This window comes from Flavobacterium algoris (assembly GCF_048158525.1).
In the GTDB taxonomy this organism is placed as follows: Bacteria; Bacteroidota; Bacteroidia; order Flavobacteriales; family Flavobacteriaceae; genus Flavobacterium; species Flavobacterium algoris.
This window is the reverse complement of sequence record NZ_JBLNKT010000004.1, coordinates 160,516-174,874: the sequence shown is the minus strand read 5'-3', so window position 1 is coordinate 174,874 and position 14,359 is coordinate 160,516. Positions and strand designations below refer to the sequence as shown.

Sequence of the window (14,359 nt, the reverse complement as noted above, 5' to 3'; positions counted from 1 at the left end):
AAAAATAATTAAATCTCAAAAGAGTGAGTTTATCAAAGACTAAATCTCTTAAATACAACTATTTAAAATAAAGTTTTAACATATTATTAATATTTAATCTAAATAAGTTTTGTTAAATCAAAATCAGATTATACATTTGCATTCTTATTTTTAATTATTCCAAATAAATGAATCAAAAATACTTTTTAATTGGCTTTATTATTGCGATAATGCTATCCAGCTGTACAGATGATTCCGAATATGTGCCAATCATTAGCAATAAAATAGACATTGGAAAACTGATTTTCTTTGATAAAAACCTCTCAAACCCGATTGGTCAAGCATGTGCTTCTTGCCATGCACCTGAAACTGGTTTTAGCGATCCTTTGCACAGAGACATTTCAGAAGGTGCTGTAACTGGTACTTTTTCAAGCATCAATTCTCCAAATTTAGCTTACAATGTATTTTCCCCAGAGCGTACCTATAATACTACGGATGAAACTTATATTGGTGGACTTTTCCTTAACGGACGATCTCCAAACCTAAAAGAACAACTCATTCATCCCTTCATAGGTGAAGTAGAAATGAATAATGGCAGTATTGCAAATGTTGTTTCCAAAATAAAAAATACTTCTTATTTCTCGGAAATAGAAAAAGAATACGGAGTAGCAAAGACCGACGAAGAATTAATGTCTTTTGTTGCCGATGCTTTAGCCGTTTTTGAAACATCTAAAGAAGTGAATTCATTTACCTCAAAATTTGATTATTTCTCTAAACAATTAATAAAATTTTCAGATACTGAAAAGAAAGGTTTGGTCCTTTTTCAGGGAAAAGGAAAATGTGCACAATGTCATGTTCTAGAACCGGATGCAAAAACGGGCAAAATTCTATTTACTGATTTTAGCTATGATAATATTGGAGTTCCCAGAAACGAAAAAAATCCTTTTTACAACCAATCAACAGCCGTAAATCCTGCGGGAGCGAACTTTATTGATTTAGGCATTGGCGCAGTCGTTTCACAACCTGAACACAATGGAAAATTTAGAGTTCCAACATTACGAAACATTGCTATTTCAGCACCCTATTTTCATAACGGTTCGTTTAAAACCTTAAAAGAAGTCATTCATTTTTACAATGTTCGAGATGTAAATCCTAGCGAATTTGCCGCTCCAGAAATACTTGAAACCGTAAATAGAGATGAATTAGGCAATTTAAAAATGACCGCCGAAGAAGAAAGTCAACTAGAAACATTTCTTGAAACACTAACTGATCATTACCGAAAATAATTTTTTACAATACAAAAAACCGTTATATGAATTTCAATAAAATAATACTTTCTCTTGTTGCTTTAGCTGGCCTACAAACCATGCAAGCACAAGAAAACACTAAAAACATCCTTAAAGAAGTTATTGTAAAAGGATTCAAAACCGTAAATGGTGTGGGGCACATGATTGATAGTAAAGACGGAATCATTTATGCTGGTAAAAAAAATGAAATCATTCTTGTTGACAGTCTCGATGCCAATAAAGCTATAAATAATACACGTCAAATACTGGGAAGAATCCCCGGATTGAATATAGTAGAAACTGAAAGTAGTGGATTTACTGCCAACGGAATTGCAACACGTGGACTCAATCCATCCCAAAGTATCGAGATGAACACGAGACAAAATGGTTACAACATCAGTGCTGATATTTATGGCTATAATGAATCCTATTATATTCCACCAATGGAAGCCGTAAGTCGTATAGAAATGGTTAGAGGTGCAGCATCGTTGCAATTTGGATCACAGTTTGGCGGTTTAGTCAATTATGTTACTAAAGATGTTCCAAAAAATAAACCTTTTGAATTTATTACTTCACAAACTATAGGAAGTTATGGTTTGTATAATTCCTTCAATTCTGTTGGTGGGAATTATAAAAAAATAAGCTACTATGGCTTTTTACAATACCGTAATATGGAAGGTTACAGACCCAATTGTCAGCAATCACAAGTTTCTGGATTTGGAAAAATACAATACAATCATTCCGATAAATTAAATTTTGGAGTTGAATATTCTTTACTACGAAATAAAATAAAAATGCCGGGAGGATTAACCGATAGCTTATTCTATGCAAACCCAAAAACATCAACACGTGCAAGAAACTGGCTAAAAAGCCCATGGAATATCATAACGGCTTACGCCAATTATACTCCTTCGGAAAGCAGCACTTTGAGCGTTAAGTCAACTTTTTTGTTTAGTAGTCGTTCTTTAGTTTGGAGAAATGAAGACGGTGGTGCAGCAGCTACAGATGATATTGATCTTACTACTAATGCTTTTGTTCCCAGAGAAGTGGGAATCGAAAAAATGAATAACAGTACCACCGAAATCCGTTTTTCACAAAATTACTCTTTAGGCAAACAAAAATCAACTTTTGCAGGCGGTGTTCGCCAAAGCTATGCTTGGTTTAAGCGTCAAGGTGGTGGAGAAGGAACGACAAATAGCGATTTTGATTTGTCAATTTCAGGAGATTGGGGATATGATTTAGATTTTAGCACCACAAATCTAGCTCCGTTTGTAGAAAATATTTTTAAAGTCTCCAAAAACTTTACTGTTACTCCTGGTTTTCGATTTGAATATTTAAGAAGTACGGCTAAAGGACATAAAGAAGTGGAAGGCGATATTCAAATTACAGATGAAGTTAGAAATAGAACTTTTGCATTAGCAGGACTTGGATTGGAATTTAAACCTGGAAAAAACACCAGCATCTATGCCAATATTAGTCAAGCTTATCGACCGATAGATTACAGCCAACTAGAACCTTTTGGAATTAGTTCAAAAATTGACCCCAACCTAAAAGATTCAAAAGGATTTAATAGTGATTTAGGTTACAGAGGTACCATTAGAAACTACCTGAATTTTGACATTGGTGGATTTTATATGGCATATAACAAACGTATTGGCGTGACTTTGGCGACAGACCCTATCACTGGGGATTATTATTCCATTAGAAAAAATATAGCCAATAGTGTACACCAAGGAATCGAAAGTTATATCGAGTTTAATATTCTAAAATACTTCAATTCACAATCTAATTTTGGTTTAAGTATTTTCAATTCCTTTGCTTATGTAGATGCAAAATACACCACAGGAGAATTTAAAGGAAAAAGAGTCGAAGCCGCCGCTAAAACCATAAATCGTGTGGGTTTAATTTTTAGCACTAGTAAATTATCGACTACTTTACAAGTTAATTTTGTTGGAGATGCTTACGGAGATGCTTCAAATGCAATGAGCAGCGAAGATCCCGTTGCGGGTTATATTCCAGCCTATACTGTTTTAGACTGGAGTGCTGCCTACAAATTACAAAATTTCGCAATCAAGTTAGGTGCCAATAATTTAACAGATAAATCCTATTTTACCCGTAGAACAGATGAATATCCTGGGCCAGGAATTATACCTGCTGTAGGAAGAAGCTTTTATTTAGGTTTTACAGCTAAATTTCAATAAATAATATTTAATTTTTCTTTTAAGAGTAAAATTCGTTACTATTTTTTTTTAGTAATATTTACGAATAATTATTAATAAAATTACTAAATCGTAACTTTTCATTAAACACATTTCATTTGGAGATGTGTTTTTTTTTAGGAAAATAGTACACCTATTAGATTAAAATAAAATGATTTGGATTAACATCTACATTATTTTTATTTTTTTATCACTTGTAAAAAACTGTTATTAAACACCTTGCAATATATTTCTATTTATTATTCATATTTAATCTAAATAAGTTTTGTTAATTGAAATGTGGGTTTTATATTTGCATTGTTATTTTTAATTATTCCAAATAAACAATCATGAAATATATTTTACTTCCTACTTTAACCTTATTATTTAGCTTAAATAGCTTTGCACAAGAAATAGCAAGCACGACAGAAAATACCAATACAACAGAAATTTTTGATACTGTTTCAGATACTATCAAAAACAAAAAAGGAGGAATTCTTAAAGAAGTTATTATAACACAAAATCAGCAAAAAAAACCAGTTACTGCATTGAGATCAGGATTAAAACCTATGGATACTCCACAAAGCGTACAAATAATTGGTGCTGAAATTATAGAACAACAACAAAGCATTCGATTGAGCGATGTAATAAAAAATGTAAATGGCGTTTACGTTGGTTCAGCTCGTGGAGGAGCACAAGAAACATTTTGGTCTAGAGGATATGATATGTCTGCAAACAATATGTTTAAAAATGGTTTTCGTTTAAATGGTGGTTCAATTCCAGAAGTTTTGTCTTTAGAAAAAGTAGAAGTACTAAAAGGTAGCGCAGCCTTATTATACGGAAATGTTGCTCCAGGTGGTGTATTGAATATGGTAACAAAAACACCTTCTTTTAAGCAAGGTGGAGAAATAGGAATGCAAATAGGAAGCTATTCTTTTTACAAACCATCAATTGATATTTATGGTCCTTTAAATAAAATTATCGCCTACAGATTTACAGGTTCTTATGAAAATTCAGAAAGCTTTAGAGATGTTGTAAAAAAAGAACGTTATTATATCAATCCCTCTTTTCTTTTCAAAGTGAGTGATAAAACAGAAATCACCCTACAAGGAGATTATTTAAAAGACAATTGGACACCTGATTTTGGAACTGGAATCATTGGTAGAGAAATTGTAGATTTACCTCGCAACTTATATTTAGGAGCAACTTGGTCTAATGGACAAACTAGACAAGCTTCGGTTTCTGGATTAGTAAACCATGAGTTTAATAAAAACTGGAAATTAAATTTTAATTCTTCTTTTCAAAACTACGATAGAACTTCTAAAGGAACAGAACGTATTGTACCGGCTGCAAACGGTGATTGGAGCAGACCTCTTGGACAAAACAAAAACTTGGAACAAATCATCGGAGAACAAATCAGTTTGCAGGGAAATTTTACAACTGGAAAAATAAAACACCAATTATTTACTGGTGTTGATTTAGAAAATTCCTTTTTACAAGCTTATACCTTTACATTTAGCCCTACAACTTATGGTAGTGGTAACATTTTTGACTTCGATAATTTTAATCAAGGAGGAGCAATACCAAATAGCACTAATACCAAAATAGTAAAAACAGACACCAACCGTTTTGGAGTTTACGCGCAAGATTTAATTTCATTAACAGAAAAATTTAAAGTTCTGGCAGGAATTCGTTGGTCTTGGCAAGAATCACAAGCAGAAACATTTGACTTGATTAAAAAAACGGTTACAGAAGATAAAAAACGTATTGATGAAGCTTTTTCTCCAAAAGTAGGATTTGTATATCAGCCAACAAAAAACACGTCTTTGTTCGCTAGTTACGCCAACTCATTTACACCAAATACAGGATTCACCGTTTACAATGAAGTGATTAAACCTTCAGTTATCGACCAATACGAAGTGGGAGTTAAAAAAGATTTCTGGAGAGGAATTTTGAGTACTAATGTAACTTTATACCAAATCACAAATAGTAATTTAGCTCAAACTGCTGAATTTAAAGCTGATGGTATTACGCAAAATACGGATACTACCGTAAAAGTTTTAAGCGGAGCAACTAAAAGTAAAGGAGTGGAAATAGATATTATTGCAAAACCAATTGAAGGTTTGAATATTATGGCGGGTTATAGTTACAATGACATGCGTTATACTAAAACTTCAGGATTAAACGGAAGCAATATTGAAGGTGATCGTTTAGTAAGAACTCCAGCTAACACAGCAAACTTTAGTTTATTTTATAAATTACCTAATGGTGCGTTAAAAGGATTATCAGTGGGAACTATAGCAAATTACATTGGAAAAAGATCTGGTGGATGGAACAATCAAATTGATACTACATTGCCATCAGGAATTAATGTACGAGAAATTCCATTAGATGCTTACACTACTATTGATGTATCTGCAGGGTACGAATGGAAACAATTTTCAATCTTATGTAAATTATCTAATATTACGAATGAATTGAATTATACCGTTCATGAAAATTATAGTGTGAATCCAATTGCACCGCGCCAAGTAATGACGAGTTTAAAATATAAATTCTAATTAACCATTTTGTAAAAAAATCTTATTTTTTTAAACATTTGAACGTACTTAACACATGAAAAAAATTAACTTCAGAAATTTACACCGCGATTTAGGCTATTTCTATATCGGATTAATTGTTTCCTTTGCCTTTTCAGGGCTTATGATGAACCACAGAGAATCTTGGCATCCTGATAAATATACTACCGAAACGAAAGCCATTGAAATACAATTACCAGAAGAAAGCAAAATCAACGAAAAATTTGCTGAAGATTTAGGAAAAAAATTAGGCATCGATGACAAAATGAGACGTCACATGGTAAAAAAGGGAACTTTTAAAATTTCTTTTGAAAAACACGATGTGGAGATTGATATAAAAACAGGAAAAGGTGAAATCGTATCTTTTTTAAAAACGCCTATTATTAGCCAATTCATGAGCTTGCATAAAAATACATCTAATTTTTGGATTTATTATTCTGATATTTTTGCGATAAGCTTAATCATTATTGCATTAACAGGAACTATAATGATAAAAGCCGGAAAATTCAGCTGGAAAAACAGAGGCTGGAAACTGGCTGTTGCTGGAGTTGTTTTTCCGCTATTATTTTTGATTTTATTTGGTTAAAATACAACTTTACTATACTTAAATCCGTGACCACACGGATTTTTTTTGTTCATGGCTATACCAAAAACAAATAGCAAAATATCTTAATTGATTAGAATTCCGTTCTCTTCAAGCATTTCAAAAAGACAGATACTTTGATTTGGTTCATATTTCTCAACTCCGCTTTGATACCACTCCGCAATCATATTGACTTGATGAGAAGTATACCCTTCGTCTTCAATAGGTAACCCAAGTAAGCCTGCAATAAGGAAATCTTCCAAAACTTTATCAGTCACAATACGTTGAGGAATTCCATCACAAATACATCCATTAATTCGCTCATATTCAGACCGTCCAGATTGAAATCCAGTAATAAAAGCTTCATTGTTCATTGAACTATTGAATTCCAGAAATGGATTTGAACCAATTGAATACCCTTTAAGATAATCTTGTCTATAAGCAGGACTAAATATTTTCTTCATTTTTTTATTAATGTAGTAATTGAAAATTCCATGTCAAACATATTAACAATTTATCAGTAAATACGTAAAAATCGTTTAAAGGAAAAAATACCCTTTAAATCACATTTGCGATGACGTTCATCGATAAAATATTGTTATATAACTACCCTCTAATTATTATCTTTCTCTGGTGTTTTGTCTTGACAAAAAACAAAATATTTAATTTTTTAATAAAAAAACCCAATCCTGAAATTTCAGAATTGGTTTTTTTAATTTTATAAATTGACTAATTAATCCTTATTTCAATCCAGCTAAACTATGTTCGATAGTTTCAATTTTAGACAGCGCATCCGCTTCTTTTTGTCTTTCGTTTGCTAGAACTTTCTCAGGTGCACCAGCAACAAATTTCTCGTTAGCCAGTTTGTTTTGAACTGATTTCAAGAAACCTTGCGTATATACCAACTCCGTATTTAGTTTTGCAATTTCTTCTTCCACATTGATATTTCCGGTAATTGGAATGAAATATTCATTCGATTTTACACGGAAAGACAAAGCGCCATCCACTTTATCAGAAACATATTCTAACGAAGTTATGTTTCCCAGTTTAGTCACAACCGAATCAAAATAAGTTGAAACTTTATCATTATTCACCACTTTCAATTCAATAGTATCTTTGAACGGAATATTTTTGTCTTTGCGAATTGTTCTTATTCCAGAAATCACTTCAATTGTACTTTCAAAATCAGCAATTAAACGGACATTAAAAGGTTTCATTTCTGGCCAAGTCGAAACAATCAATGCTTCCTCAGTAGTTCTTTCAGCAAGAATCTGCCAAATCTCCTCTGTCAAGAACGGCATAAACGGATGCAATAATTTCAAGTTATTTTCTAGCATTTCTATCGCTTTCGCAAAAGTCACGCTGTCAATTGGTTGTTGGTATGCCGGTTTTATCATTTCGAGGAACCAAGAACAGAAATCGTCCCAAACCAATTTATAAATCCCCATTAAAGCATCTGAAATTCTGTATTTTTCAAAATTGTCTTCAATTTCTAAAAGCGTTTGTTGCAACTTGGCTTCGTACCATACAATCGCTACTTTTGAAGATTCCGGTTGCGGTATAGCATCCGAAACTTCCCAACCTTTTATTAGTTTGAACGCATTCCAAATTTTATTGGTAAATGCTTTTCCTTGATTACACAATTCTTCATCAAACATAATATCGTTTCCTGCAGAAGCGCTCAAAAGCAATCCCACACGAACACCATCAGCACCAAATTTTTCGATTAAATCCAAAGGATCAGGAGAATTTCCTAATGATTTAGACATTTTGCGTCTTTGCTTGTCACGAACCAAACCTGTCAAATACACATTAGTAAATGGTTTTTTTCCAGTATATTCATAACCTGCAATAATCATTCTCGCTACCCAGAAAAACAAAATATCCGGACCCGTTACTAAATCATTCGTTGGATAATAATATTTAAAATCTTCACTTTCCGGATCCATAATTCCACCAAAAACGGACATTGGCCACAGCCAAGAAGAAAACCAAGTATCAAGAGCATCAACATCCTGAGTTAAGTCTGAAGTTGTAAGTTGTAAGTTATTGGTTCTTTCTTTAGCCAAAACTAAAGCTTCTTCGATAGATTCAGCAACTACAAAATCCTCTTTTCCATCTCCATAGAAATAAGCCGGAATTTGTTGTCCCCACCATAATTGACGGGAAATATTCCAATCACGAATATTATTTAACCAATGAGCGTACGTGTTATTAAAACGTGCTGGATGCAATTTAATTTCACCATCAACCAAAACAGATTTGATTGCCGGTTTAACCAAATCCTCCATTTTCAAGAACCATTGGTCTGATAAACGAGGTTCAATAACTGCTTTAGTCCTTTCAGAAGTTCCCACTTTATTTAAGTGAATTTCAGTTTTTGTTAAAGCACCAATCGTTTCTAATTCTTTGGCTATTGCCTCACGAACTACAAAACGGTCTTGTCCTTGATACTGCAATCCAAAACTATTCAAAGTAGCGTCTTCATTGAAAATATCAATAATTTCAAGATTATGCTTCTCCCCTAGCGTTTTGTCATTCATATCGTGTGCAGGAGTTACTTTCAAACAACCTGTTCCAAATTCGATATCAACATATTCATCTTCTATAATAGGAATCACTCTTCCGCAAATAGGTACAATGGCGCTTTTACCTTTCAAATGAGCAAAACGTTCGTCATTTGGATTAATGCAAATTGCAGTATCTCCAAAAATAGTTTCCGGACGTGTTGTAGCTATCGTAAGAAAGTCTTCACCTCCTTCGATTTTATATTTTAGGAAATATAATTTCCCTTGTTGTTCTTCATAAATAACTTCCTCATCAGACAAAGTCGTTTTTGCTTCAGGATCCCAATTTACCATTCGGTATCCTCTGTAAATCAAACCTTTGTTGTATAAATCTACAAAAGAACGAATTACCGATGCTGACATATCAGGATCCATAGTAAACTTGGTTCGCTCCCAATCACAGGAAGCCCCTAGCTTTTTCAATTGGTCCAGAATTACGCCACCATATTTGTCAGTCCATTCCCAAGCATGCGCCAGAAATTCTTCGCGTGTCAAATCGTTTTTATTGATTCCTTCAGCTTTTAATTTCGCAACAACTTTAGCTTCGGTAGCTATTGAAGCATGATCCGTTCCTGGAACCCAACAAGCGTTGAAGCCTTTAAGACGCGCTCTTCTAATTAATACATCTTGAATGGTGTTGTTCAACATGTGTCCCATATGCAAAACCCCAGTAACATTAGGTGGTGGAATTACTATAGTATATGGCGTTCTATGGTCTGGCTCCGAGTGAAAATAATTATTCTTCATCCAGTAGTCATACCACTTATTCTCAATAGTTTTGGCGTCGAATTGTGCAGGAATTGTCATTTTATTGTGGATTCGTTTAATCGTTAAATTCGATTGTTTGTTCGTTCAGTTAAACAAATAACCAAATCAACAAATAACCTTTTAAAATTTGGTCTGATATTTGTAATTCTAATTGGGACAAAAGTAAATAATTAAGTACACTATAAAAAGAGAAATAAATATTTGTGCATTAATTAAAAGAAAGTACATTTACTTAACCGAATCAAAAAAAATGAAAATGAAAAAAATAATAACTTTAATAGCAATCGTATTTGCAAGCAGTCTAAGTTTTGCCCAATCTGGTGCTAAAATTGAATTTGCTGCTAAAGACAAGACTATTGATTATGGTAGGATTTCCAAATCAAGTGACAATGGCATAAGAGCTTTTGAATTTACAAATACCGGAAATACTCCCTTAATTATCACTTCGGTACAATCAACTGCAAGCAGTACCATTTTATCGCAACCAAAAACACCAATACAACCTGGAAAAACAGGAAAAATTGAAGTGAAATATAATATGGCCCCTGGTCCTATCCGCAAAACAATTACTGTAGAATCTAACGCAGTGAATTACGAAGAAGGAAGGGTTGCCTTAAAAATTAAAGGAGAAGTAATACCTAATTAAGGTATTTTTAGATAAACTCAAAGCGCTTTTTGATACTCAATTTCAAGAAGCGCTTTTTTTTATAAAATATTTTGAAGCTGAAACCTAAATTTAAGAATTTTACCATTTCGCTCAATTTCTAATACAATCCATTTTTCTTCTTCAGATTTAAAAAGAGAGTTAATTTCCTGTAAAGAATATTTGTAAGCGAAATTTTTATTGATTGAAACAATTATGTCTCCTTTTTGTAAACCACTATTTTCAGCAGGTGAATTTTTTCTGACATTAGCAATTTCATAAACTGGTTTTAAATTGAATTTATATTTAAAATCGCTGGTATTCTTATCTTTTTTTGATGTATAAGGATCCTCCAAAACTACCCTAGGAACCGTCTGGAGAGGTACTGTTTCCTGTACCCATTGCAAACCATGATGCTGTATTTCAACTCCACTTTTGTTATAATTAAAAGGAGCGAAATATTCTTTATTTTTCTTTAAATACAAAAATCCATTAGTGTAGTCAAAAACAACTACGAATCTTCTTAAAATTTCACCTCCCACAGAGCCAACTCTACTGGGAACCATTTTTACATTTCGCACTGAACTGGAATCTGGGAAAGCAACAATAGGATTATTAAATTCAAATTTCGACATTGTAAATTTTGAAATTTTTGCTCTTCTCCCTTCTACATCGCCGCTAAATCCTTTGCCCAAATAATCTTCAAAATTTTTAACAGGAACTTTTATCAATTTAGAGCGACTTTCAAAGAGCCAAAGTGCATCACTATTGCCAATATCTATTAATAATTTAGCAGGAAACGAAACAGAATCAATACTCATAGTATTTATGATGTATGGTTTTAGTTTTTCAATTGTAATAGCAACTTTCTCAAATTTTCTCTCTATTTTCTTTCTGTTTTTTTCAATGTCACTATGAACAATTATTCTTCTTTTTTCATAATCAATTTCTACCAAATTGTTTCTAAAAAACTGATATCCAATAATTCCGTTTACTGGAATTCCCACATGAGAAGACAAATTAAATTCCTGATCTAAAACAATGTATAACAAATGATTACTCGATTTCAATCCCCCTGCTTCTAAGACATTATTAGTCGATTTTAACCCTTCGATGGCATCTTCGCTTCCTAAACCGCGCAAAGTTATTTTTTCGACATTAGAAAATTCAATTTCTTTTTTATCTTCCAAACTAAACAAAATGGTTTCTTCCACACCAGAATCCAATAAAAAATTTAGTTCTACACCATTGACCTTGATAGGAATGAAAATTAAATTATTAATAAATTTGAAAGGAATAGTCACTTTATCGACCTTTTTACTAAACTCAAAACCATCTTGTGCTAAAATAGTCAAGGTATTGAAAAGGAGAAAAAATAAAATAATTACCTTTTTCATTAAGAATTCTTTGTATAAAGTTACTAAAAATACAACATAATAGTGCGTTTTTGATACCAAATAGACTTATTAATTACAGTAAGTTTGAAAAAAAAATTGCAAATTTGCATTTCAATAATTTTAAACATGCCAAATATATCTAACAGAGGCAAACAAATGCCCGAATCACCAATACGAAAACTGGCTCCTTTTGCTGAAATGGCTAAAAAAAAGGGTCATAAAGTATACCATTTGAATATAGGTCAACCCGATATAAAAAGTCCAGAAGTCGCCATTAAAGCCATTAAAAATATTGATTTAAGTATTATTGAATACGGTCCTTCTGCTGGTTATGAAAGTTATAGAAAAAAATTAGCCCAATTTTATACTAATCAGGATGTAAAAGTTTCTTTTGAAGACATCATGATAACTACTGGTGGGTCTGAGGCACTTTTATTTGCTTTAGGAAGTATTATGGATCAGGGAGATGAAATCATTATTCCAGAACCCTTTTATGCTAATTACAGTGCTTTTTCGGCAGAATCCGGCGCTACGGTAGTTCCTGTAAATTCTGTTTTTGAAAGTGGTTTTACGCTACCTCCAATTGAAGAATTTGAAAAACTAATTACTTCAAAGACCAAAGCAATTTTAATTTGCAATCCAAGCAACCCTACCGGTTATTTGTATTCCGAATCAGAAATTTTACAATTGGGCAGACTAGCTAAACAATACGATTTATTCCTAATTGCAGATGAAGTATACAGAGAATTTATATATGATGAAGACATTCATTATTCCGTAATGAATCTTGAAGGACTGGAACAAAATGTCATCATGATCGATTCTGTATCTAAACGCTACAGTATGTGTGGAGCTCGAATTGGATGTATGGTTACAAAAAACAAAGAGGTAATTTCAGCCGCGATGAAATTTGCCCAAGCCCGTTTGTGTCCTCCAACAATTGAACAAATAGCTTGCGAAGCAGCCATCGATACTCCTCAAAGTTATTTTGACGAAGTAATTACAGAATATAAAGAACGTAGAGATACCTTAATTTCCGAATTAAATAAAATCGAAGGGGTAATCGTTACCAAACCTAAAGCTGCTTTTTATTGTATTGCACAACTTCCTGTTGATAATACGGATGATTTTGCACAATGGCTTTTAGAAAGTTATGATTTGAATGGTGAAACCGTTATGGTTGCTCCAGCTGCCGGTTTTTATTCGACTCCAGGAATGGGATTAAACCAAGTGCGTATTGCTTATGTTCTTAAAAAAGAAGATTTGATCAGCGCTGTTCGGATTCTAAAAGAAGCAATTCCGGTTTACAATTCAACTCGATTGAAAAAATTAATTGAAGTAGAATAATTACAAATCAAAAAAAACATCTTTGTTATCCTATTGATAACCAAAAGATTTCAAATATTTTACAAAAGGCAGTAACCAAAAAGTTATTGCCTTTGTTTTTTTGAAGCAATTAGAAAATCCTACTTTGTCGATAATGGCTATAAAGTCATCATTAAATAGTATAAACGATAGAAATTCTTTAGTTTTTATTAATTATCTTTACCACTTAAATTTACATACCCAATATAATAGTACCTTTTTGATGATAAATAACGAAGAATTTCAAGACGAGATAGGAAACAATCACATTAGTACAAGTGCAAAAAATCCATTAAGAGAAGATGCATTTGCTATTTCAGATGAAGAAAAAATAGAAAAAATTAAAAAAGACGTTGAAAATATTCTGATTACCCTTGGAATGGATTTGACGGATGACAGCATGAAAGGGACTCCAAATCGTGTTGCTAAAATGTTTGTAAAAGAAATCTTTGCAGGATTGAATCCTACAAAAAAGCCAAAAGCATCTACTTTTGACAACAATTACAAATATGGTGAAATGTTAGTCGAAAAAAACATTACTCTTTACTCTACTTGTGAACATCACTTATTACCAATTATAGGAAGAGCTCACGTGGCATATATTTCTAATGGAAGGGTAATTGGACTTTCTAAAATGAATAGAATCGTAGAATATTATTCTAAAAGACCTCAGGTACAAGAGCGTTTGACGATGCAAATCGTTCAAGAATTACAAATGGCATTAGGTACTGAAGATGTTGCTTGTGTAATTGATGCTAAACATCTTTGCGTGAATTCAAGAGGAATCAGCGATATTGAAAGCAGCACAGTAACCTCAGAATTTGGAGGAAAATTTAAAGATGTTCAAACTAAGAGAGAGTTTTTGGATTATATTAAATTAGAGACAAAGTTCTAAAACACAAATAATTCTATTTAACCGATAAAGCCCTAGCCCTGATGGAAGCGGTATCCTTTTTATGGCTTTTTTAGCCAGAAAAAGATATAGCGAACAGCG

General features: G+C 32.6%; 10 protein-coding genes. 7 read left to right on the top strand and 3 right to left on the bottom strand.

Annotated features, from left to right (window positions below; all coding sequences use genetic code 11):
• Positions 1 to 167 precede the first annotated feature (167 nt).
• From ACM55I_RS03675 to ACM55I_RS03660, 4 genes are all read left to right on the top strand, one after another.
• A complete protein-coding gene (locus tag ACM55I_RS03675) occupies positions 168 to 1,265 on the top strand; it encodes a cytochrome-c peroxidase (protein WP_416845415.1) in 1,098 nt (365 codons plus the stop codon).
• Between the two features lie 26 nt (positions 1,266 to 1,291).
• Complete coding sequence (locus ACM55I_RS03670) at positions 1,292 to 3,466, top strand: TonB-dependent receptor family protein (protein WP_416845414.1); 2,175 nt, start codon at positions 1,292 to 1,294, stop codon at positions 3,464 to 3,466.
• Positions 3,467 to 3,813: 347 nt separating this feature from the next.
• On the top strand, positions 3,814 to 6,024 hold the full coding sequence (locus ACM55I_RS03665) for a TonB-dependent siderophore receptor (protein ID WP_416845413.1): 2,211 nt from the start codon (positions 3,814 to 3,816) through the stop codon (positions 6,022 to 6,024).
• A 55-nt stretch (positions 6,025 to 6,079) separates the two neighbouring features.
• Entirely contained in the window at positions 6,080 to 6,628 is a 549-nt protein-coding gene (locus tag ACM55I_RS03660; protein ID WP_416845412.1) for a PepSY-associated TM helix domain-containing protein, read from the top strand.
• Between the two features lie 83 nt (positions 6,629 to 6,711).
• Here the strand turns inward: ACM55I_RS03660 and ACM55I_RS03655 are convergent, their stop codons facing one another.
• On the bottom strand, positions 6,712 to 7,089 hold the full coding sequence (locus ACM55I_RS03655; RefSeq protein ID WP_416845411.1) for a hypothetical protein: 378 nt from the start codon (positions 7,087 to 7,089) through the stop codon (positions 6,712 to 6,714).
• A gap of 276 nt (positions 7,090 to 7,365) precedes the next feature.
• Positions 7,366 to 9,999: a valine--tRNA ligase gene (locus ACM55I_RS03650; RefSeq protein ID WP_416845410.1), complete on the bottom strand. Its 2,634-nt coding sequence runs from the start codon at positions 9,997 to 9,999 to the stop codon at positions 7,366 to 7,368.
• Between the two features lie 217 nt (positions 10,000 to 10,216).
• On the opposite strand from ACM55I_RS03650, the gene ACM55I_RS03645 reads away from it, so the two are divergent.
• On the top strand, positions 10,217 to 10,606 hold the full coding sequence (locus tag ACM55I_RS03645) for a DUF1573 domain-containing protein (protein WP_416845409.1): 390 nt from the start codon (positions 10,217 to 10,219) through the stop codon (positions 10,604 to 10,606).
• A 59-nt stretch (positions 10,607 to 10,665) separates the two neighbouring features.
• Here the strand turns inward: ACM55I_RS03645 and ACM55I_RS03640 are convergent, their stop codons facing one another.
• Positions 10,666 to 12,000 (bottom strand): aspartyl protease family protein, encoded by a 1,335-nt coding sequence (locus ACM55I_RS03640; protein WP_416845408.1) that lies wholly within the window; start codon positions 11,998 to 12,000, stop codon positions 10,666 to 10,668.
• A 126-nt stretch (positions 12,001 to 12,126) separates the two neighbouring features.
• On the opposite strand from ACM55I_RS03640, the gene ACM55I_RS03635 reads away from it, so the two are divergent.
• Positions 12,127 to 13,347, top strand: a complete 1,221-nt coding sequence (locus ACM55I_RS03635; protein ID WP_416845407.1) for a pyridoxal phosphate-dependent aminotransferase — start codon at positions 12,127 to 12,129, stop codon at positions 13,345 to 13,347.
• A gap of 241 nt (positions 13,348 to 13,588) precedes the next feature.
• Complete coding sequence (gene folE, locus ACM55I_RS03630) at positions 13,589 to 14,260, top strand: GTP cyclohydrolase I FolE (RefSeq protein ID WP_416845406.1); 672 nt, start codon at positions 13,589 to 13,591, stop codon at positions 14,258 to 14,260.
• Positions 14,261 to 14,359 lie beyond the last annotated feature (99 nt).

Coding starts and splice junctions, on each gene's coding strand:
- ACM55I_RS03670 (WP_416845414.1), top strand. CDS start 1,292: ATGAATTTCAATAAAATAATACTTTCTCTTGTTGCTTTAGCTGGCCTA.
- ACM55I_RS03640 (WP_416845408.1), bottom strand. CDS start 12,000: ATGAAAAAGGTAATTATTTTATTTTTTCTCCTTTTCAATACCTTGACT.
- ACM55I_RS03650 (WP_416845410.1), bottom strand. CDS start 9,999: ATGACAATTCCTGCACAATTCGACGCCAAAACTATTGAGAATAAGTGG.
- ACM55I_RS03665 (WP_416845413.1), top strand. CDS start 3,814: ATGAAATATATTTTACTTCCTACTTTAACCTTATTATTTAGCTTAAAT.
- ACM55I_RS03645 (WP_416845409.1), top strand. CDS start 10,217: ATGAAAAAAATAATAACTTTAATAGCAATCGTATTTGCAAGCAGTCTA.
- ACM55I_RS03635 (WP_416845407.1), top strand. CDS start 12,127: ATGCCAAATATATCTAACAGAGGCAAACAAATGCCCGAATCACCAATA.
- ACM55I_RS03660 (WP_416845412.1), top strand. CDS start 6,080: ATGAAAAAAATTAACTTCAGAAATTTACACCGCGATTTAGGCTATTTC.
- folE (WP_416845406.1), top strand. CDS start 13,589: ATGATAAATAACGAAGAATTTCAAGACGAGATAGGAAACAATCACATT.
- ACM55I_RS03655 (WP_416845411.1), bottom strand. CDS start 7,089: ATGAAGAAAATATTTAGTCCTGCTTATAGACAAGATTATCTTAAAGGG.
- ACM55I_RS03675 (WP_416845415.1), top strand. CDS start 168: ATGAATCAAAAATACTTTTTAATTGGCTTTATTATTGCGATAATGCTA.